This is a genomic window from Lachnoclostridium sp. Marseille-P6806 (assembly GCF_964238185.1).
GTDB lineage: Bacteria > Bacillota > Clostridia > Lachnospirales > Lachnospiraceae > Brotaphodocola.
In genome coordinates, this window is the sequence record NZ_CAXSLG010000003.1 from 105,240 (window position 1) to 127,272 (window position 22,033).

14 protein-coding genes are annotated in these 22,033 nt (G+C 47.5%); 2 read left to right on the forward strand and 12 right to left on the reverse strand.

Features of this window, described 5'->3' with window-relative positions; translation table 11 throughout:
- Positions 1–8: 8 nt before the first annotated feature.
- A complete protein-coding gene (locus ACESON_RS04650) occupies positions 9–3,866 on the reverse strand; it encodes a DNA-directed RNA polymerase subunit beta (protein WP_177958438.1) in 3,858 nt (1,285 codons plus the stop codon).
- Between the two features lie 189 nt (positions 3,867–4,055).
- Between ACESON_RS04650 and ACESON_RS04655 the strand changes: the two genes are divergently transcribed.
- The gene (locus ACESON_RS04655) at positions 4,056–4,529 is read left to right on the forward strand and encodes a hypothetical protein (RefSeq protein ID WP_373108688.1); all 474 of its coding nucleotides are present in this window, start codon (positions 4,056–4,058) and stop codon (positions 4,527–4,529) included.
- A gap of 105 nt (positions 4,530–4,634) precedes the next feature.
- Here the strand turns inward: ACESON_RS04655 and ACESON_RS04660 are convergent, their stop codons facing one another.
- From ACESON_RS04660 to ACESON_RS04670, 3 genes are read right to left on the reverse strand one after another with little or no spacing between them, the layout of a single operon-like run.
- Positions 4,635–5,075, reverse strand: coding sequence for a DUF1934 family protein (locus ACESON_RS04660; protein ID WP_177958444.1), 441 nt, complete (start codon positions 5,073–5,075; stop codon positions 4,635–4,637).
- A gap of 18 nt (positions 5,076–5,093) precedes the next feature.
- Positions 5,094–5,921, reverse strand: coding sequence for a glutamate racemase (gene murI / locus ACESON_RS04665; protein ID WP_177958439.1), 828 nt, complete (start codon positions 5,919–5,921; stop codon positions 5,094–5,096).
- Between the two features lie 27 nt (positions 5,922–5,948).
- Complete coding sequence (locus tag ACESON_RS04670) at positions 5,949–7,007, reverse strand: D-alanine--D-alanine ligase family protein (protein ID WP_373108689.1); 1,059 nt, start codon at positions 7,005–7,007, stop codon at positions 5,949–5,951.
- Between the two features lie 170 nt (positions 7,008–7,177).
- Here ACESON_RS04670 and spoIIR point away from each other — a divergent pair, with 170 nt between their 5' ends.
- Positions 7,178–7,867: a stage II sporulation protein R gene (gene spoIIR / locus ACESON_RS04675; protein WP_373108691.1), complete on the forward strand. Its 690-nt coding sequence runs from the start codon at positions 7,178–7,180 to the stop codon at positions 7,865–7,867.
- On the opposite strand, the gene ACESON_RS04680 is transcribed toward spoIIR, so the two are convergent.
- The 8 genes from ACESON_RS04680 to ACESON_RS04715 form a co-directional block, all read right to left on the reverse strand.
- Positions 7,828–9,015 (reverse strand): TolC family protein, encoded by a 1,188-nt coding sequence (locus tag ACESON_RS04680; protein WP_373108692.1) that lies wholly within the window; start codon positions 9,013–9,015, stop codon positions 7,828–7,830. The two genes, spoIIR and ACESON_RS04680, sit on opposite strands and share 40 nt — an antisense overlap.
- Before the next feature lie 15 nt (positions 9,016–9,030).
- Positions 9,031–10,200, reverse strand: coding sequence for a TolC family protein (locus ACESON_RS04685; protein WP_373108693.1), 1,170 nt, complete (start codon positions 10,198–10,200; stop codon positions 9,031–9,033).
- 40 nt (positions 10,201–10,240) lie between these two features.
- On the reverse strand, positions 10,241–13,282 hold the full coding sequence (locus ACESON_RS04690; RefSeq protein WP_177958911.1) for an efflux RND transporter permease subunit: 3,042 nt from the start codon (positions 13,280–13,282) through the stop codon (positions 10,241–10,243).
- Between the two features lie 18 nt (positions 13,283–13,300).
- A complete protein-coding gene (locus ACESON_RS04695; RefSeq protein WP_373108694.1) occupies positions 13,301–14,437 on the reverse strand; it encodes an efflux RND transporter periplasmic adaptor subunit in 1,137 nt (378 codons plus the stop codon).
- 17 nt (positions 14,438–14,454) lie between these two features.
- Complete coding sequence (locus ACESON_RS04700) at positions 14,455–15,096, reverse strand: TetR family transcriptional regulator (RefSeq protein ID WP_177958835.1); 642 nt, start codon at positions 15,094–15,096, stop codon at positions 14,455–14,457.
- Between the two features lie 595 nt (positions 15,097–15,691).
- Positions 15,692–16,117 carry a bacteriohemerythrin gene (locus ACESON_RS04705; RefSeq protein ID WP_373108695.1) on the reverse strand — a complete coding sequence of 142 codons (426 nt, stop codon included), beginning with the start codon at positions 16,115–16,117 and terminating at the stop codon, positions 15,692–15,694.
- A gap of 562 nt (positions 16,118–16,679) precedes the next feature.
- Positions 16,680–20,609 carry a glycosyltransferase gene (locus tag ACESON_RS04710; protein ID WP_373108697.1) on the reverse strand — a complete coding sequence of 1,310 codons (3,930 nt, stop codon included), beginning with the start codon at positions 20,607–20,609 and terminating at the stop codon, positions 16,680–16,682.
- The gene (locus ACESON_RS04715; protein WP_177958838.1) at positions 20,596–22,023 is read right to left on the reverse strand and encodes a Wzt carbohydrate-binding domain-containing protein; all 1,428 of its coding nucleotides are present in this window, start codon (positions 22,021–22,023) and stop codon (positions 20,596–20,598) included. Before ACESON_RS04715 ends, ACESON_RS04710 begins: the two co-directional genes overlap by 14 nt.
- Positions 22,024–22,033 lie beyond the last annotated feature (10 nt).

Sequence of the window (22,033 nt, forward strand, 5' to 3'; positions counted from 1 at the left end):
CCCTTCTATTATTCTTCGTCAGAGTCATCGAAATCCAAATCAATGGAATCCATATCCTCGTCAAAATCATCACTGCTGTCCTCGTCTACATCAACCAGCTCTCCGCCTTCGAACTCCTGCTTCTGATAGCCGTAGTCACCGAAGGATTCCTCCCGGTTGTAGTGACGGTCGCCTTCAATAATGGACCGCAGATCGGTCTCATCGTAATCTACGTTTTCACCAATCTCTACTTCAGTATTGTCGTCACGCAGTACACGGACATCCAGGCCCAGAGACTGAAGCTCTTTTAACAGAACCTTAAAGGACTCCGGAACTCCCGGCTCAGGGATATTCTCACCCTTGATAATCGCCTCGTAGGTCTTCACACGTCCGACAACATCATCAGACTTCACAGTCAGGATCTCCTGCAGGGTATAGGATGCACCATACGCCTCCAGAGCCCAAACCTCCATCTCTCCGAAACGCTGTCCGCCGAACTGAGCTTTACCGCCCAGAGGCTGCTGAGTAACCAGAGAGTATGGGCCGGTGGAACGGGCATGAATCTTATCGTCAACCAGGTGATGCAGCTTCAGATAATGCATGTGTCCGATGGTTACCGGGCTGTCAAAATATTCGCCGGTACGTCCGTCGCGAAGTCTTACCTTACCGTCACGGCTTAAAGGAACGCCCTTCCAAAGCTCTCTGTGCTCCAGATGTGCTCCCAGGTAATCGATAACGCCCGGTTTCAGGATGTCTTTATATTTTTCTACAAATTCCTCCCAGGAAGTGTTGACATAATCGTTGGCAACCTCCAGGGTATCCATAATATCAATCTCGTTTGCACCGTCAAATACCGGTGTCGCAATGTTAAAGCCAAGAGCCTTTGCAGCCAGGCTTAAGTGAATCTCCAGCACCTGTCCGATATTCATACGGGACGGTACGCCCAGAGGATTCAGAACGATATCCAGGGGACGTCCATTCGGCAGGAACGGCATATCCTCAACAGGAAGCACACGGGAAACAACACCCTTGTTTCCGTGACGTCCAGCCATCTTATCACCTACAGAAATCTTACGCTTCTGAGCAATGTAGATGCGGACAGTCTGATTTACGCCAGGAGCCAGCTCATCGCCGTTCTCTCTGGTAAATACCTTTGCATCCACGATAATTCCGTATGCGCCGTGCGGCACCTTCAGAGAAGTATCGCGAACCTCTCTTGCCTTCTCACCAAAGATCGCTCTTAACAGACGCTCCTCAGCAGTCAGCTCTGTCTCTCCCTTAGGCGTAACCTTACCAACCAGAATATCTCCGGCACGAACCTCTGCACCGATACGGATAATTCCTCTCTCGTCCAGATCCTTTAACGCATCATCACCAACACCGGGAACATCGCGGGTAATCTCTTCCGGTCCCAGCTTAGTGTCACGGGCTTCTGCCTCGTATTCCTCAATATGAACTGAAGTATATACATCTTCCTGAACCAGACGTTCAGAAAGCAGAACCGCATCCTCGTAGTTATAACCCTCCCAGGTCATAAAGCCAATCAGAGGGTTCTTACCCAGAGCGATCTCACCGTTCTGAGTAGAAGGACCATCAGCGATTACCTCGCCGGCCTCTACATGATCATTCTTATATACAATCGGCTTCTGGTTATAGCAGTTAGACTGGTTGCTTCTCTTAAACTTGGTCAGATGATAAACATCACGGCCGCCGTTGTCATCCCGCTTGATAATAATCTCGTTAGATGCGGAACGCTCAACCACACCTGCGTGCTTTGCCACTACGCACACGCCAGAGTCAACAGCTGCCTTTGCCTCAATACCGGTTCCTACAACAGGAGCCTCTGTGCTGAGCAGCGGTACGGCCTGACGCTGCATGTTAGATCCCATCAGCGCACGGTTTGCGTCATCGTTCTCCAGGAAAGGAATCATGGAGGTTGCCACGGAGAATACCATCTTCGGGGAAACGTCCATCAAATCAATCGCCTTCTTCTGGAATTCAGAAGTCTCCTCACGGAAACGTCCGGAAACGTTATTGTGAATGAAGTGACCTTCCTCATCCAGCGGTTCGTTTGCCTGTGCAACAATGAAGTTATCCTCTTCATCTGCTGTCAGATAAACCACATCATCTGTAACAATAGGATTCATCGGGTCTGTCTTATCGACAATTCGGTACGGAGCCTCAATAAAGCCGTACTGATTGACTCTTGCATAGGTTGCCAGAGAGTTGATCAGACCGATGTTGGGTCCCTCAGGAGTCTCGATAGGACACATACGTCCGTAATGGGTGTAGTGTACGTCTCGCACCTCGAATCCGGCACGATCTCTGGACAGACCGCCAGGTCCCAGAGCGGACAGACGTCTCTTGTGGGTCAGCTCAGCCAGCGGGTTATTCTGATCCATAAACTGAGACAGCTGGGAGCTTCCAAAGAACTCCTTCACTGCTGCAGTGACCGGTTTAATATTGATCAGGGACTGGGGCGTGATGCCGTCCATATCCTGAGTTGTCATACGTTCTCTTACCACACGCTCCATACGGGACAGACCGATACGATACTGGTTCTGAAGCAGCTCGCCAACGGCACGGATACGACGGTTGCCCAGATGGTCAATATCATCTGCATTGCCGATCTCGCCTTCCAGATGCATATTATAGTTGATGGAAGCAATGATATCTTCCTTTGTAATATGCTTGGGAATCAGCTCGCTGATATTGCGGTGAATCAGAACCTTTAATGCCTCCTGATCTCCGCCAGCTTCTTCCAGAATGTTTTTCAGTACCGGGTAATATACTAATTCTGCAATCCCGATTTCCTTCGGATCAAAATCCACATAAGCAGCCAGATCAACCATCCGGTTAGACAGCACCTTGTAGTTGCGATCCGGTCCCTGAATCATAACATAGGGAACAGCTGCGTTCTGCAGAGTCTCTGCCAGCTCCTTATCTACCAGCGCTCCAGCCTCTGCCAGAACCTCTCCAGTGGTTTCATCCACTACAGTCTCTGCCAGAACATGACCCTTGATGCGGTTTTTGAAATGAAGCTTTTTGTTGAATTTATATCTGCCGACTTTGGCCAGGTCGTAACGACGCGGGTCAAAGAACATGCTGTTTAACAGGCTCTCTGCACTATCAACGGATAAAGGCTCACCCGGACGAATCTTGCGGTACAGTTCCAGAAGACCATCCTGGTAATTCTCAGATGTATCCTTGCTGAAGCTAGCCAGAAGCTTGGGCTCCTCACCAAACAGCTCTGTAATCTCCGCATTCGTTCCATAGCCCAGGGCACGAATCAGCACCGTTACCGGCACCTTACGGGTCCTGTCCACGCGCACGTAGAAAATGTCATTGGAGTCTGTCTCATACTCCAGCCATGCGCCCCGGTTGGGAATCACGGTACAGGTATAAAGCTCTTTACCGATCTTATCATGGCCAATTCCATAATAAATACCGGGAGAACGAACCAGCTGGCTTACAATAACACGCTCTGCTCCGTTAATAACAAAAGATCCGGTATCCGTCATCAGCGGAAGATCGCCCATAAAAATCTCATGCTCGTTGATCTCTTCTTTATCCTTATTGTAGAGTCTTACGCGAACCTTCAGCGGAGCTGCATAAGTAGCATCCCGCTCCTTACATTCTTCGATCGTATACTTAACTTCATCCTTACATAATGTGAAATCTACAAATTCCAGGCTAAGATGACCTGCAAAGTCAGAGATTGGGGAGATATCTTCAAACACTTCCTTCAATCCTTCATCGAGGAACCACTGATAGGAGTCTTTTTGAATCTCAATCAGGTTTGGCATCTCAAGAACTTCCTTCTGTCTTGAGTAGCTCATTCTAACGCTTTTCCCGGAAGTCACCGGACGCATTCTGCTTTTCTCCATTGACATTTTCACCCCTGTTTTCTAATCATTTTTACGGCATTTTTGGGCGTAAAATGCCCATGATGCCACAATAGTGCACACTCCATAATATCATAAGCCTGTCAAGGTGTCAAGTATTTTTTCCTTGCATTTTTCCCTAAAAAATGCTATACTATTGAAACAGGTATGTCCTGTTACATATTGAACACGATGGAGGTATACCCCGTGAGTACTTTTCTCAATGTTGTGCTGGTAATTCTTGTAATTGCCGCCATTGTACTGGCTGTACTGTATTTTCTCGGCCGAAAGCTGGAGAAGCGTCAGGTGGAGCAGGAGCAGCTTCTGGAAGCGTCCAAGCAGGTCGTATCCATGCTCGTCATCGACAAAAAGAAGATGAAGATCAAAGACGCCGGACTTCCCAAGATGGTCTACGAGCAGACACCCAAGTACATGCGCTGGGCAAAGGTTCCCGTAGTAAAAGCCAAGGTCGGACCTAAGGTGATGACTCTGATGGCTGATGAACGTGCTTTCCAGATGCTTCCGGTAAAGACCGAGGCCAAGGTAGTGGTAAGCGGCATCTACATCACTGAAGTGAAGAGCGTCCGCGGCGGAATTCCTACTCTGCCGCCGAAAAAGAAGGGTTTCTTTGCAAGATTCAAAAAAGAAAAGAAAGCAGACAAATAATTACCGGCTTTCAGGACACAACACAAAACGGATATCAGAATTCCCACAAACGAGGACTCTGATATCCGTTTTTTGATTCCGCAAAAGGGCTTCCCCTTACAGCTCCTACAGCTCCAGACTTGCTCCCTCTCTGGAACATACATCCAGCACAATACTGCAGTCAGAAATATGATCATAATTAATATCCAGAGAATAATCCACAGATACCTTCAGGCTGTTCTCATTCTCCTCCAGCTGAATCCGATTCGTTGAAAATCCTACTACCATCTCGCCCATTGGCGTCACATATCTGGTCAGCGCCTTCTGATCCTGCTCAAATACCATGTGAGCCGTGGCTACGCCGCTTTTTAAAACGTCCATTTTCCTGGGCGTCACCTTGATTACATTGCGGATAGTCCCTTCAAATCCCTCCATGGCCTCTTCATATATAATATAATGCTTGCCGTTTTTCTGAAAATAATCGCCGGCCGTAATGATTTCCACATCATCGCTTTCTCCATCCATGGCCTGAAGCCCGCTGATTTTAATAAGAACGTCCTTCGTCATCTGCATCCCCCGGTTTCCTTAATAATTTTCAATATCAATTTTTCGTGTTTCCTTTACCTCGTTAGGCAGAATGGAAGTGGCAAAGCTGGTAAACTTTTCTGCCAGGTCACTGACAAAAAACTGGTACTTTTCTCCCTGAAGCGGTTCTGCTCCATCCCGTTCAAGCCCCCGCTCTTCCAAAAGCTGCTTCAGCTCAATCGCTGTTTCATAGGCTGGATTTACCAGAACCACATCCTCTCCCATCAGTCTGCGCAGAGTAGAACGCAGCAGCGGATAATGGGTACAGCCCAGTACCAGCGTATCGATATATTTTCCTTTCAGTACACTAAGATACCGGGAAGCAATCTCATCTGTCACAGAATCATGGAGAAGTCCCTCCTCCACCAGGGGAACAAACAGCGGACAGGGCTTTCCCGTCACCTGAATATCCGGCTTCAGCTGCTTCATCACTCTGGTATAAATCCCGCTGCCAATGGTTCCCTCTGTGCCAATCACGCCGATCTTTCCGTTTCTGGTGGCCTGCACTGCCGTTCTGGCGCCTGCATTAATCACACCAATAATGGGGATATCCGACTCTGCAGCCACCGTATCCAGAGCATAGGCGCTGGCCGTATTGCAGGCGATCACAATCGCCTTTACTTCCCTGGTCCGCAAAAAACGGATAATCTGACGGGAGTAACGGAGTATGGTATCTTTGGATTTGTTTCCATAAGGCACCCGGGCTGTATCTCCAAAATATACGATTCTCTCCTCCGGAATCTGACGCATAATCTCTCTCGCTACCGTCAGTCCTCCCACTCCGGAATCAAATACGCCTACCGGCGCATTTCTGTCTGTCTGAATCATGGTCACCTCTTCCTGAGCCCCTTCCTTTTACCGTTCAAAGGCCAGCTCAATCAGACGGTCAATCAGCTGCTTTTTCGGAATTCCCGCAGCCTCCCACAGCATCGGATACATGCTGATCGCCGTAAATCCAGGCATGGTATTGATCTCATTAAAGATCACCTCGCCGCTGTCTGTCACGAAAAAGTCTACCCGGGCAAGACCATAGCCATCTACTGCATTGAAAATCTTCTCAGCCGCCTTTTTCACCTTCTCAGCTGCATTTCCCGGCAGCTCTGGATTGATCACAGTACGGGATTCCTCGTTGTAATATTTGGCGTCAAAATCATAAAAATCTGCTGCTGCCAGAATCTCTCCCACACCGGAGGACTGTACCGGTTTTTCTCCGCCACCTAATACCGCACACTCTACCTCATGGCCGATAATGGTCTCCTCCACCAGAATCTTCCGATCATGGCGGGCTGCCTCCTCCAGTCCGGCAATCAGCTGTTCCCTGTTTTCCGCCTTGGAAACCCCCCGGGATGAGCCTGCATTGGAAGGCTTAATAAATACCGGATAAGCAAACCGTTCCTCTACCTGACGGATCACCCGCTCCATATCCTGTCTCATTTTCCAGACCATAACCGGCACATAGGCCGCCTGACGAATTCCCAGATCATCTACAATGATCTTTGTATATAACTTATCCATAGACACTGCAGAAGAAAGCACGCCGCACCCTACATAGGGCAGCTTTGCCAGAGAGAACAGTCCCTGCACAGTTCCATCCTCTCCGTAAAGACCGTGAAGCACGGGGAATACCACATCCACCTTTTCCTCCCAACGGCAATCACCTTCTGTATACATAATGCACTGCTTTGTAGCATCCGGTGAAATCACCGCTTCCACTCTGCTGTCTCTCCAGGCGCCGGAACGGATGTCTTCTACAGACCCGGTTTTCAGCCAGTGGCCTTCCTCCGTAATTCCAATCAGCACCATATCGTATTTTAAGGTATCTATCTGTTCAATCACATTGGCAGCAGACATACAGGACACTACATGCTCAGAAGACTGTCCGCCAAACAGCACTGCGATTTTTTTCTTATCCATTCTTTTTTCCTCCCGCTTGGTTATAACCTCGGATTATCCGCATCCATTCAGGAGCAGACCTCTTCCTGTCCGGCTTTTCCGCCTGATTTTCCACTGTCCTGAATCGTTACGTTTAATTATATCATATTTGTCAATACTTAAAAAGCAACCACAAAACAAGGAGGTTTTTCATGAAAACATATCAATTCTGCCGGCGTCAGCTGGCTTTGGGACTTGGATTTTTATTTATGGCGCTTCTTCTTTCCATGAATCAGGTGCAGCAGCAGCGGGAAGCGCTGGCACAGAGAATCGCTCCCTCTCTGCTTCGCTTTCATATTCTGGCAAACAGCGACAGTTCTGCAGACCAGCAGGTCAAGCTGGAAGTCCGCAGTCTGATTCTGGACTATATTCAGGAACTTCTTCCCCCAGAACAGGGCAAGAAGGAAACCATCCGCTGCCTGAGAGAACAGAAGGCTGCGATTGAAAAAACTGCCAGCCAGTATCTGGCACAGCGCGGCTATCCTTACGGAGCAGAGCTGGAAATTACCCGGTGCTATTTTCCCACAAGAGTATACGACAATATGGTGATTCCCTGTGGCGAGTACGATGCCGCCCGGATTACGCTGGGAAAAGGGAAGGGGCATAACTGGTGGTGCGTCCTGTATCCCCGGTTCTGCTTTGTGGATGCCGCCTGCAAGGAAATCCCCAAGGAAAGCAGAAGCCAGCTTCGGAATCAAATAAATCAGGACGACTATCTCGCCCTGGAGAATCATCGTCCTGATTTTGAATTCCGTTTTCGTTTGTTTCCGTCCTTTTCCTTTTCCAAATCCCCGGCTCCGGACTACTCTACTGCTGCCAGTCCGGTTATGCCCCAATCATAATTTTCCATAGCCTGCCACAGACTTAAATTGGCTGACTCAAAGGCAGCCTTCTTCTGATAATAAGCAAGCTGAAGGCCAATATACTGAATTTCAGAAATCAGCCCGTTCTGATACTGGCGCTGCGCCGCCCCCCAGGAGGCTTCTGCTGCCTGATAGCCGGTCGCTGCCGCATCATAAGCAGCTTTTTTATCCATCACATCCTGATACAGCCGCTGCATTTCGATTGTCAGCTTCTGATCGCCTTCATCCAGAATTTTATTTCTGTTTTCCCTCTTGGCATTGGTCTTTCCTGCCGCTGAGGTTCTCTGGCTGATGAGCGTATAGTTATTGCCAATCGCTTTTTTTGTATCTTCTTCCAGATTCATGCCCTCCAGCCTTGTCATATCAAAGGCCAGAAGAGAACGGATTTCCGGATTGGTCTCCGGATCATATCCCAGCAGCTGGCAGAGACTTCTTCTTACACTGTCTGCCTGATTATTAAGAGATGCCAGCTGAGACTGAGCTGACAGAAAGCTGGTATAGGAAGAAAGAACATCTTTATCCGTTGCCAGTCCCAGTTCTTTCTGACGGGTGTACATCTGATACTGTCTGTCATAAAGCTGTACCATGGTCTCCAGCGTTGCTATATTCTGGCGAATCGTATCATAGCCAATCATAGCCTGCTGGGCTCCCGCTGTCATCTGCCTCTCATAGCTGCGTATGGAACCGGTTGATTTGTTATCGTTCCACTGGCTTACGGTGTCTTCCATGGACTCCATCGTTGACTGATATCCCTTTTTCAGCTGCTTTGCCGTAGAAATCAGAACCTGATTGCCCATCATTTCTCCGGCGCTCTCATAGCTGTCTGCCAGATTCTTTACCACCTGATACTGGCTTTCCAGCTCCGTTACCATATTGGCATAATCCTGTCTCGTATCTTCATAGGTTTTCCACACCTGGGAAATCGTTGGGTTGTATTCCCTTACCCGGTTTTGAATTTCACTGTATTCCAGAACATTATCCTGGAGTCTTGCCAGCTCCTCTTCACTGTATCTGCCAGCCTCAGGCGAAGCGCCGGGACCTGTAGGAGAATAGGCAAATGCCGGTACGGATGTCACTGCCAGCATACATACTGTCACTGCCGCAATGGCACGTTTTCTGTGCTTCATACTGCCACCTCCCTATCAGGCTGCGCTGGCCAGACCCTTTACTGCCCAGTCATAGGTTTCCATAGTCTGGAACAGATTCAGATCTGCTGTTTTCATTGCCAGCTCCTTATTCTGAAGATCATACTGCTGAGTGGTAAGCTGGTTCTGGCTGGCTTTTCCCTGCTGGAACTGAAGCTCCATGCTCTGCAGATCCCGGCGCGCCAGCTCCAGCTCTGCGGCTGCCTGATCATAGGCCAGCTTGGCTGCCAGTACGTTCTGATAATTGGTTACCAGTGCAGAACCGATTTTCTGCTCATTATCTGCAATCGTCTTCTGCAGGGATTCCTTTGTTGTTCCGCTTTCTGCATTTTTCAGCTTTTTCTTATTTACCAAAAGCGTATAGTTATTTTCCAGCGCCTTTTCCCTGTCTGCCGCCGGATCCATTCCCTGAATCCGGGACACGTCAGCTGCAGGCACCTGGCAGATCTCCGGCTGAGCGTCATAGGTCCACCCAGTCATCACCAGAAGCTTCTGCCGTACATTCTCAATATTTGATTTGGCAGATTCCACATTCCGCTCTGCAGTCTGAAGAGCTTCCCTGGCATTCAGCACATCAACCTGTGTCGCTGTTCCGATAGCCGCTCTCGTTTCTGCACTGGTCAGAGACATTTGCGCCTGATCCCTTGCAATCTCAGCCTGCTTGAGACTTAACTGATTCTTCTCCAGGGTCACCATGTTGCTCTGAGCCACAGTTACCAGGGTTTTTTCTGCCTGCTTGTAGTTCCAGCCGATGATTTCACTGTCCTCCAGGTTATCATCTGCCTGCTTTTCCATATTTTTTGCCTGGATTTCAGCAGAAAGCATGGAAGCAACCACATAGCCATAAGTAGGATCGTCGGAATCCGGATAGGAAATATTGGCATAAATCTCGTTTGCCATATCCCGGTATTTGTCAGAAACATCATCCTTGGTATCCCCGTAATCTCTGCGGAACTCATTCAAATCCAGCTGATTGGTCTGAACCGTGGTATTGTACTCCGCAATCAGATCCTCCAGCTCATCATACTCCATTTTATTGTCTCTTAATCTCGCCCACTCCTCTGAAGTTCTGGCGAATTCCGGGCTGGCTGCCAGAGCGGTCATGGGCGCCGCCGCGAGCATCACTCCTGTGATGCTTACGGACAGTGCTCGTTTCCAGATTTTCATTCAAATCCCTCCAAAGATGCTTATCAATAGTGACTAATCATTAATCATAATGAGGTTCCGGTTTTTTCTTACGGCTCATAACAGAATAATAAACCGGAAGCATTAACAGTGCCAAAATGGTGGAGGCAATCAGACCTCCTACGTCTACCAGTGCCAGACCCTGCATACTCTCTCCGCTGTCGCCATAAGCCATAGCCATAGGAATCATGGATACTACTGTCGTCAGTGTTGTCATCAGAATCGGGCGCAGACGTGTTGCACCTGCCTCAATCAGCGCCGTCTCCTTATCCATTGTCTGCCGGTACTGGTTTACCGTATCTACATACAGAATACCGTTATTTACTACCGTACCAACCAGCATCAGGAATCCCAGAAGAGATGCCATACTGATGGGCACGTCACACAGGTACAAAAGTCCGAAGGATCCAATCAGAGAGAATGGAATCGTAGTCATAACCATGGTTGAGAACTTCGGTGACTCAAACTGTGCCGCCATAACAACGAATACCAGGAAAATTGCTGTGGCAATGGCTCCGCCCAGGTTTCCAAATTCTTCCAGCATCGCCTCATCCATGGCATTTGTTGCACGGGTAATATTCGGTCCCATGTGTTTCTCTACCACATCCTGATACAGCCTTGTCTCAATAGCCTTTACCTGTCTGGGATCGTCTGTTGTCAGTTCACCGGTAATGGTTACCTGATACTGTCTGTTCTTTCTTACAATGGCAGCCGGGCTGTCCTTAAACACAATATCTGCCACATCTGTTAACGCAACAGAGGTGCCGCTGTTGGTTGTCAGAACAATACCCTGCAGCTCGTCAATGGTATCGTACTGTTCCGGCGGGTACTCTACATTAACACTGACCTCCTCGCCGTCAATCTTCAGAGTTGTTGCCTCTTTGCCCCCCAGAATGCTGCTTACTGTTCCGGCAATCTGAAGAGGTGTAATATTTTCTGCGTTTGCCTTTACTGCATCAATGTTCAGCTTGACAACCGGCGCTGCGTTTTCCAGTGTCGTGTGCACCTTGCTTACATCTGCGTGCTCCATCAGAGCATTGGCAATCTCATCAGAAGCCTCCTTCAGCTCATCGTACTGAGAGCTTTGAAGAATATACTCAGCCTTTCCTGTTGAAGAAGACATCATGGAGGAAGAGGAGGATGCATCTACAGAAATATTGGCGCCTGTCACCTGATTCAGCAGTTTCTTCCACTCTTTTACAACCTGATCCGTTTCCCGTTCACGGTCATCCTTTAAATAAGCTGTTAAGGTTGCGCCGCCTGTACTTAAGCTCATTCCGCTTCCGCCTGAAGTCAGCATATAGGAATCCAGATCCGGATCATTCTTGATCAGGTTCTCTACTTTCTGATAAATCTTATCATTCTCTTCCACAGTCAGGCCGGGACGAGTTTCAATACTGACATCAATGGTTCCCGTATCATCCGCAACCATCAGCTCCATACGCAGCTTTGTTGCCATAAAAAGAGAAAGCACAAGCAAAGCTACAGAAGTTAAAATAACGGTTTTCTTCTTCGGCAGCAGAACCTTCATAATATTGCGATAGCCGTTCTGCATGGCTCTTAAGAGCCCTCCTACCGGAGAATTTTCTTTTTCCTGAGGCTTAAACATACAGTAGCAAAGAGGAACAATGGTCATTGCACTGATTAGAGAAGCTACCAGGCAGAATACAATGGTAAAGCCCAGAGGCTTAAACATCTGTCCTGTCATTCCTTCCAGCAGAGCCAGAGGAATAAATACAACGCAGGTGGTTGCCGTACCGCCGATAATAGACTGAAGTACAACGCCGCTTCCCTTTAAGGCTGCCTCCCGGTATCCTACCAGTCCCTTTCCCTCTGTAGAACGGAAGCAGCTTTCCAGAACTACAATGGAGTTATCTACCATCATTCCGACACCGAGCACCAGGGACGAAAGGGTTACTACGTTTAAGGTAAAGCCCATTGCCCTCATCGCAATCAACGTTGCCAGAATAGAGATTGGGATAGAAGTACCAACAATCAGAGATGCCTTGATTTCTCCAAAGAACAGGAAAATAATAATCATGGAAATAATAACTGCCATTACCATGGTTTCCATTACGCTCTTTAAAGACGCCTGAATATCATCACTGCTGTCATATACCACCACCATATCCAGATTCGGATCCTGAGCTTTCAGATTTTCAATGGTTGAATTCACTGCCTTTGATACATCCATAGCCGCAGCGCTCTGCAGCTTCTTAATACCAATCGAAATGGTATCCTGGCCATTATAGCGGGCTACGCCTGTGGTATCCTCCAGGGCCATTCCTACATTTGCGATATCCTCCAGATAAATGGTATTGCCATTTCCAAGAGTAATGGGAATCTGCTTCAGAAGATCCACTGTATTATATTCTGTTCCTGCACTGACTGACAGCTTCTGCCCACCTACAATGGTATCGCCTGCCGGATAGGTAAAATCTGCACTTCCCACAGACTGAGCAATGGAACTCATGTCCAGATGATACTGCTTCAGTTTTTCCGGGATCAGCTGAATCTGAATATATTCCTCCTGACCGCCGCTGACGCTGACATCGGAAACATCCGTGATTTTTTCAATTTCCGGAACAATCACATTATCTACATAGTTATACAGGTTCGGCTCCGTTTTATGATTTACTGAAAGCATCATGACCGGCATATCATCAATGTTCATCTCCGCAATGACCGGTGATTCGCAGTCATCCGGAAGAGTTGCCTCTACGATATCCATCTTCTTTTTCAGATCATCATAAGCCTCATCAATGTCCTTACCATAATCATACTGAATCATAACAAAGGACATATTTTCCATAGATTGAGACTGAATCGTATCGACACCGCTTAGAGAACCGATTTCATCCTCGATTTCTGTTGTTACCAGGTCATTGACATCCTCCGGGCTGGCACCGGGATATACGGTTGCGATAATCAGCATCGGCATATCCATGGACGGCATCAGCTCCAGTTTTGAAGAAAATACGGACTGAAGACCGAATACAATCAGGCACAGCACTGCCAGCACTGTTGTAACCGGGCGTTTCAGGACCGATCTTGTTAATCCCATAGCTGTTTCCTCCTATCCTTATTCCGCCTTGGCAGCTCCTGCTGCATCGGTATTTTCTGCATCTGTCTGGTCTGCTGCACTCTCTTCAGCTGCTGTATCTCCAGCCTGAGATTTCTGTACCTTAGAACCCTCATACAGCTCTGAACTCCAGGTGGTGATAACCTCATCTGTCATATCGATACCTGACAGAATCTGCACCCGCTCAGAATCATAAATACCAACCTCTACCGGAACCTGATGAACCGTTCCATCCTCATAGAGGTATAAATATGCGTCTCCGCCGGAATAATAAACGGTATCTACCGGAAGAGTCATGACATTTTCCTGTTTGTCAGAAGTAACCTTCAGCTGTACCGAAGAGCCGGTTGGCAGTGCGTCTCCGTCTTCAACAGAGGCCTTCACCTGAAACAGCCCAGTAGCTGCATCAATCATGCTGCTGATTTCGTTGATGGTTCCTGTATATTCAGAGCCATTTTTTTCAATATAGATAGAATCCCCTGTCTTAAGCTGTTTTGCAATTTTCTCCGGCACTGCAAAAGAAACGGATTTACTTCCCTCACCGGCAATTACAGTAATCAGATTCTGCTGAGAAACATTGTCATGTACCTCAATATCACAGATTTCTACCTTACCGCTGATGGTTGCCGTAATATTCGCATATTCCATCTGATGATCATAATTCAGCTTTGCTGAATCATACTGAATCTGAGCATTCTTTGCAGCTGTCTGGGCCTGCTCCAGCATAGCGCTGGCAATATCGCCGGCCTGGAAGAGAGCCTGCTGACGGGCCAGATTCGTCTGGGCATCCTGCAGCGCCTGAGTGGCACTTTCCAAACTCAGTCTTGCCGCATCTACCTGTTTGGTATCAATGGTACAAATAGGCTGTCCCTCTTCTACCACATCTCCTGCTTTTACAAATACCTCCGTCACCTCACCAGCCATTTTGGGGTAAATATAAACCACATCTGACGGTTCCACACTTCCTACTAACTCACGGAACAGCTCAATGGTTCCTGTTTCTGGTGTCTGCACATCCACAACCGGAATTGCTGCCTCTTCCACAGGGGCATTCTTTTTCAGCGCCCTTGGCACTGTTATGGCAGCCACTGCAGCGATTGCTACTACAATTCCTCCGACTACAATTTTCTTTTTCATGATTGTCTCCTCATTTTTCAGTTTTTATTTCGATACGCACCGTACTTCAAAAGCTCCAGATCATCCCGGAAGTGCTTTTTTGCTTCTTCCGCCTTATCCATATTCTGGACATACCATTTAACAGAAAATGTCATGGTCATCATTCCCATTCGTAAAAGCGAATCAAATTCCTCCGGCTTTTCATAAGGATATCTGCTTCTATCAAGACGTTCAAATATCCACTGGTTCATCTTCATATCTTCGTCCTTCCCCGAATGCCGGGTCCGGAACATCCCCCCATCCATGCCAAAAAGACTTTCACCCTCCTGGCTGGTAAACACATTGCGAACAACCTCCATCATGGTCTTTGTTTCCTGAAGCTCATCTATCAGCCGCTGGAACAGCCATTCCAGCAATCCAAAATAGTCGCCTCCGTTCGCCTCCAATTCCTCTTCACACAGCTGAAGCATATTCTCAAATCCATCAGAAAGAATATATTCCAGCAAATCTTTTTTATCCACAAAATATGTATAAAAACTGCCTCTTGATATATCCGCATTGTGGATAATCTGGTTGATTGACACCTTCTCGTATGGTACTCTTGCAAACTCCAAAACAGCCGCCGCCCGAATAGCCTGCCGTTTTTCCTCCGGCAAACGGTGAAACCGTTCTGTAGGCATTGTTCCCCCTCCCTTCATCCTCTTTGATTTTCATGGCTGATTCTGCCGATGCTTCTAAGCTCCATTCCCGGTTCTTTCCATCAGCTTTTTTCAGCCCTGTTTCAAAAGGTGACAAGTTGTCATCTATACTCCGAAAAACAGTTTTCATTATAATGACACCTTGTCACCATGTCAATAGAGGTCATAGTTTTTTCACAGAATTTATATTTTTTTAGTTTCTTGCTAAGAATTATTTTCGAATTGCACTGTGGGGGGATTTTAATTGAAGTCCAATGATATATTTTGCGTGTTCACTTTATAGAGTAGATTTTATATTATAATATGAGGATTTTGCATTTTTAATGGATATCCGCGATTTTTGCACAAGCTAGGTGTGGATTTTGCATTTTTAAAAGGAAAAGGCGATTTTTGCACAATACTAGGCTCTCTTTTTGCAGTTTTAAAAGAAAATCGCGATTCCTGCACAATCCTGGGTTCTTTCCCACATAATCCGCAAGATACACCGGGCGTCTGCCTTATAAAAATTCAGACAGGAAAACGCTTATGAAAACAAACTTTCAACGCATTTTCCTGTCTGAAACTTTAGCTGTTACTATTAAATACGACTTTCGTTATCTCTCATAAATCGGTACTCTGCCACAGAGCGATCAAAACCGCGAATGTGGTTATAAAGCCAGTTGGTCACGTTCTCATTCACAGACTCTACAAAAGCAGCGGTAGGACCTTCCTGCTCCTCCAGCATCGCATACAGATCCTTTACCACCTGGCGCAGCTCCTCGTGTTTCTTTTTATGCTCTGCAATACCTGGATAACCAATCTCCTCCTGAAGCTTTTCCTCCTCGCCAAAGTGGAATTCTGCATAATCCGCCAGATAATCCAGAGTCTCAACTGCTTCCCGCTTTGCCGGCTTTTCATTCTCACAAAGAATCAGAAGCTTGTTAATCCGGTCAATCAGCTCTTTGTGCTGTGTGTCAATCATCTTATTGCCTGTAATTAAGGAATCATCAAATACTGCCTGCATATCATTCCTGCCGCCCAAACTGTTTTGAGCAGACTCTCCTTTCTTCATTTTCGTATTCTGATGCCTTCTGCTTTATTCTCACAAATCTGCCAAACCCGGTAAAAGTTTGCATCCTGTTCACAATTCCACTCTGCTGGCTGCAATTCTCTGTAAGAAAGAAGTTCGCGAGCTTCTCCGCCTGCAGCGGGTCGCTTCTGTGACAAAATTCTCTTCCAACCCATGGCGATCCTCGCGGATTGTTTTTATGTCATAGGACGCGCTTTCCTATGACATAAAAACCAGAAAGCATCGGAAATCTCTCCGATGCTTTCATTTTACTTCATATAATTAGGAAAGACAAGCGATAATTAAATAACAATTTCCGGTAACAGTTCAGCCTTGCGGGGATTCAGTCCGAAAAACTCGTTGAAAGTTTACTTTCATAAGAATTTTTCTGACTGAATTCACATAAGGCGGACGCCTAAAGCTTCTTGTCCGCTGTAAGCGGGCAAGAAGATGCAAGGCTGAACTGTTACAATTTCCGCTCACCGGCAAGCCAGCAACCAGCGCCTCCTCTGCCCTCTTATCTGCGGCAGAAATCCTCCTCAATGACTCTCCAGGCAGCATCCATGCTGAAATGCTCCCTGATATACCGCTGCGTTCTTTCACACAATTCCCGGCAGGCTTCCTCATTCTGATAAAGTTCTGCAACTGCCTGAGCAAACTGTTCCGGCTCATCCTCCACCACAAGCACATCCTCTACCTGAGGAATTCCCTCTGCACCGATGGACGTCGTTACAATCGGAGCGCCGTTGTAGATCGCTTCCACAACCTTTCCCTTTACGCCTGCCCCGTAGCGAAGAGGCACAACCACGATTCTGCACTCTGCATACAGCTGCTCTAACTCCTCCTCTGATACGAAGCCCTTAATAATAATTCCATTGCCCGGCTGCTCCAAAGCCCGGATTTCATCCGTTACCTTTGAACCTACTACATAGAAGTCCGGCGCCGCAGCTCCTGCCTCTTCCATCTTCTGGCGAATCAGCGGGTAAATATCCCGGGCGAACCACAGAACCGCATCTGCATTCGGCGGATGGGCAAAGCCGCCGACAAACAGCAGACCTTCCCGCTTTGCAAAGTCTTCCTGAATGGTTTCCTTAAACTGATCAAATACATAAGCTGTAATATCCTTCACAGAAATCGTCGGATCGATTTCCCGGATCGCATCCCGCTCAATATAGGACGGATAATAGGAAACCGCTGCCTTGCTCATCAAAGTCAGCTCAATAGATTTCCAGTACTCGGCATCCTCCCGAATCTTCGGATCCCCAGTAATCTGATACTCTCTGCTTTCTCTGAGGAAATGCAGATCATGACCATAATAAATAACCTTAATATCTGTATTGTCCAGAATATAATCAATATACTTGGAGGCAATATGAGGACGGTTTAAGTAAGCCACATCAATATCATCTCCGTGCTCTCTCAGCCAGTCCCAAATCTTAACCTGGTATTCCGGTCCGTATAACACCTCAATTCCCATCTGCTCCAGCTCTGTCGTGTATGGCTCCTCGTGCATAAAATTATCACCCAGGAATTTCACCACAAAGCCCTTCTTAAGAAACATTTTCAGATACTGGTATGTGGTTTTAGAACCGGCATCTTTATCATAAGTAGGAACATAGTGATCCACCACCAGCACAATAGGCTTGCCCATGCTGCGCTCTCTGGCACGGAAGGGATCCGGATTGCCGTCATTTTCACACTGCTTCGCAAACTCCTCCGCCCATTTTTCCTTCAGTTTCCGGGAATTGGCCACCTGATAACGCTTCAGTCCGGTTCCCTCCACATCCGTTCCGTTGGACACTCCTTCGAAATGGATCACCTTGGAAAGGGGCTGATATACAACGCGGTATCCGGCTTTTCTCACCTCAAAGGCCAGATCCGAATCTTCGCAGTAAGCAGGAGCAAATCGGGTATCAAAACCGCCAATCTGCTTCCACAGCTCATTGGAAAGCAAAATCGCCGCTCCGGAAATATAGTCCACATCCTTCACATAATTGTATTCCGGCTTATCCGGATCATCCAGACGACCGTAGTTCCATCCAGAACCATCACTCCAGATAATACCGCCGGCCTCCTGAAGGCGGCCGTCCGGGTACACCAGCTTGGAACCAACCATACCAATCGAAGGATCCCGTTCAATCAAATCAACCAGAGAACTCAGCCAGTTTTCCGTCACCTGCGTATCGTTATTCAGGAACATAATATACTTGCCCCGGGCATGGCGGGCTGCATTGTTGCAGTTGCGCAGAAAGCCCTGGTTGGTGGTGTTGCGGCAGATAACAAGTCCCTCTGCATACTGAGATAAATGCTCTGTAGCATCTGTAGACACATCATCAGCAATAATCACCTCATAAGGCACATCCTTTGTATGCTCCAGAATAGAAACCAGACAGGCATAGGTATAATGAATCTGATTATAAACAGGGATCACGATAGAAACTACCGGATTCTCCACCTGCTCAAATTTCAGACGTCCGTGCTGCTTGTAAATTTCTCCAATGTGGAAATCTCCGTCCCGCAGGTTCTTTCCCTCTGGAGTAGAATACAGCTTCATGGAACGAATAGGATGAAGCACATATTCTTTTTTATAGGCCAGACGCTTTCTCTGGGGCGTTCCCTTGGGATACTTTTTATTAAAGGCATCTCCCAGCTTCCTGCGAAGCCGGAACAGCAGCGCCTCGTGCTTGTCTAAATAGGCCAGGGTCTTGCCCATTTCATCAATTTCATGGCGCAGATCCCGGATAATCGCCTCCAGATTGGTCACATGGTTGTTGGTAAGCCGCTGCACCTCTGTAATCTTCCGAATCGTCACATCCTTTTCCCGGCTGTGGATCTTCATCTGCTCAATCCGCTCTCTTGCCCGGGCCAGATCACTCTCTGTCTGGCGGATTTCCTTAACGCCTCTGGAATATACCATATAATTGCCCAGATACAGCTGCTGATTTTCCCCATGAACATAATTCTGGAAATTCACTTCCATCTTCCGGTAGACCTCTGCCATCTCCGGCGTAATGCCGAAGGCAGACAAGATCTGATCCAAAGAAAGCTGCTTCATAACGCTGCTGTACTGCTCATAAAAATAATACAGAATCCGATATTTTACAAAATGCTCCGGAACCGGGAATAAAAATACCCATTCATAGTCCAGACAGTAAATACCATCCTCTGTCAAAAGCATATTTTCAAAAAGAGCATCGATATTGGATACACGACAGGCAGTGTCCTGCCCCAAAAGCGCCAGCTCCTCCTCACAAAGACCCTGACCGAATACCTCGTCAAACTCCTCTGTTCTCAAAAAGCTGCTTCGGAATTCCGGTCTGATATCATAAACCTGATCCAGAGCCTGACTCAGAGCCTCAAGAGGAAGCTGTCCGCCGGAAATCTGCTGCCCCAGCTTTTCTGCCCAGGTCTGTCCCTCCAGATAGGGGAAAAATGCCGAATTCCTGTCCGGGCGATATTCCGGACTGGCCACCTTCAGCACCCGGTGCTGCTGCATCAGCTCCTCCTCTTTTTTTCGGAAGGAATCAATATGAGCAGATCCTGCCAGACTGAGAGCGGCCTTCTCCACATACCGTCTGCGGCCTCCCTCTTTCTTAGCCTCGCAGATACAGGTTTTAATCTGGAAAACTTCCTTTCGGGTTTTGTTGTATTTTACATAAATCGGATCCTCTCCATTTTCCAGGCGCTCCGGGCTGCTACTCCAGAATACCAGATAAGAGTTGGCATAGAGATCAAACAGGCCTGCCTCACAGGCTGTATCAAATTTCTGTCCCATATCCATCATATGATATCTTGGGTAATCATAGGCCGGAGTCACTCTGGTCATATCTCCCTTCTTGGGAAGATACTGATCCGAATAAATGCTGACCGGTATGCGGTAATCAGGCATGGGATAATAGAACCGTCCCCCTGGCAGCAGCTGGGCCAGCTGCACCTTTGTCATAGCATTGGCTTCATCTGCTGTTCCTGAAAAATATTTCATTCCAAGCGCATTGGGAACTGCCACAATCAAAACCCCGTCTGGCTTTAACAATGCCTTAGCCGCCTGCAGCTGTTCTTCATAGGGCGCCTGCAGAGTACCTGCAAACACCACATAGTCAAATCCCTCTGCGCGCTCTTCCTTCAAATCAAAAAGCGAACCATTTTCATACCGGATGTTAGCTGCGCCGGGATAACGCAATTCCACAGTGCGGAGGGCATTGGCATCCTCATCCAGTACCGTTACCTGAGCCACACTGGTGCGGAAAAGCCCGGTCATGGCTCCGTAATCCGCGCCTATCTGAAGAAGCTCTCCCTCAGGGTCAAAATCATACCACTCCAGCAAAAGCTCTCTCTGTTCAGAAAGAGCATACAGATAATCCAGACGGCTGTTCTCTTCCAGAATCTCTCGGATATTTCCATTGTGCTCTTTTAAAAGGAGCTGTATCTCATCGTCAATTTTTTTCATGTTCCTGTCCTTTTCTTAAAACCGTTTCCACCTCAGACTCCATATCATAGACGCCTACTGTGTTCTTATTGGAAATCACCGTAATACTGGCAATGTCGTAGAGCCGGTGGTATACGGTGTGCTCTCCCTGTTCAAAACCAGTGCAGCTCATACTCAGCAGATACTCCCCGCCCTGAAGCGTCATTTTCTGACGGAAGGTTACTTCATATTCATCTCCCTGCCCTACCGGCTTTACATCTGCGCCTTCAAACATGGTATTGGTTCCGGTCAAATCCGCGCCTTTTTTATCCTTAATCGTATAAGTAAAGATCGGCGCCTGAATGGTATCAAAGAAACGAATCCGTTCCTTGATTTCAAAATACTCGCCCTTCAGAAGCAGGTTGGTCAGATTGCCCCGTTCATCAAACAGACCCAGATCGTAAATCTCCGCTTTTCCATTTCCATACTCTGTACGGTTGGGATTTATGGAAATTTTATCCTTCATCAGTCCCTGATTTTTGTCTTCTGAAAGGACTTCCTGTCCAGACAGGCATTTTGAGCTGCCGTCTGCGTCCCTTTCCTTCGAGCTTCCTTCGCTCTCGTCCGTCTCTCCGGCAGCCTTGCTTCCCCGTCCGTCCATTCCGCCGGAGAAATCATTCATCTCCGCCAGCTCCTCCTCCAGAGCATCCATCTGGTTTGCCAGAATCTTCTTATATAAATCTACCATTTTTCCGGCCGGGCCTTCTGCCACATAGTGTCCCTTATTGAGAAGCACTACCCGGTCACAGTACTTAATAACACTGCCCATATCGTGGGTAACCATAAGGATCGTGGTTCCCTGCTTTCGGATTTCTTCCATTCGCCGGTAACACTTGGACTGGAAAAATACATCTCCCACAGACAGAGCCTCATCTACGATCAGGATTTCCGGTTCTACATTAATTGCCAGCGCAAAAGCCAGCCGCACAAACATACCGCTGGAATAGGTTTTTACCGGCTGATATACAAAATCACCGATATCGGCAAATTCCAGAATCTCCGGCAGCTTTTCATCCATCTGGCTGCGGGTAAATCCCATCATCGTACCGTTCATATATACATTTTCAATTCCGGTATAGTCCATATTGAATCCGGCACCCAGCTCCAGAAGTGCGGAAATCACTCCGCTTACCCGAACATTTCCCGTTGTAGGAGTCAGCACTCCGGTAATAATCTTCAGGATTGTAGATTTTCCGGATCCATTGGTTCCGATAATGCCCACGGTTTCTCCCTTTTTCACCTGAAAAGAGATGTTGCTGAGGGCAAAAAAATCCCTGTGATAGCTTTTATGTGTCAGACTCAGGGATTCCTTCAGGCGATCAATCGGCTTTTCATACAACCGGTATATCTTGCTTACATCCTGTACCTGGATGGCGTATTCACAGTTTTCAGTCATGACTTTTCCT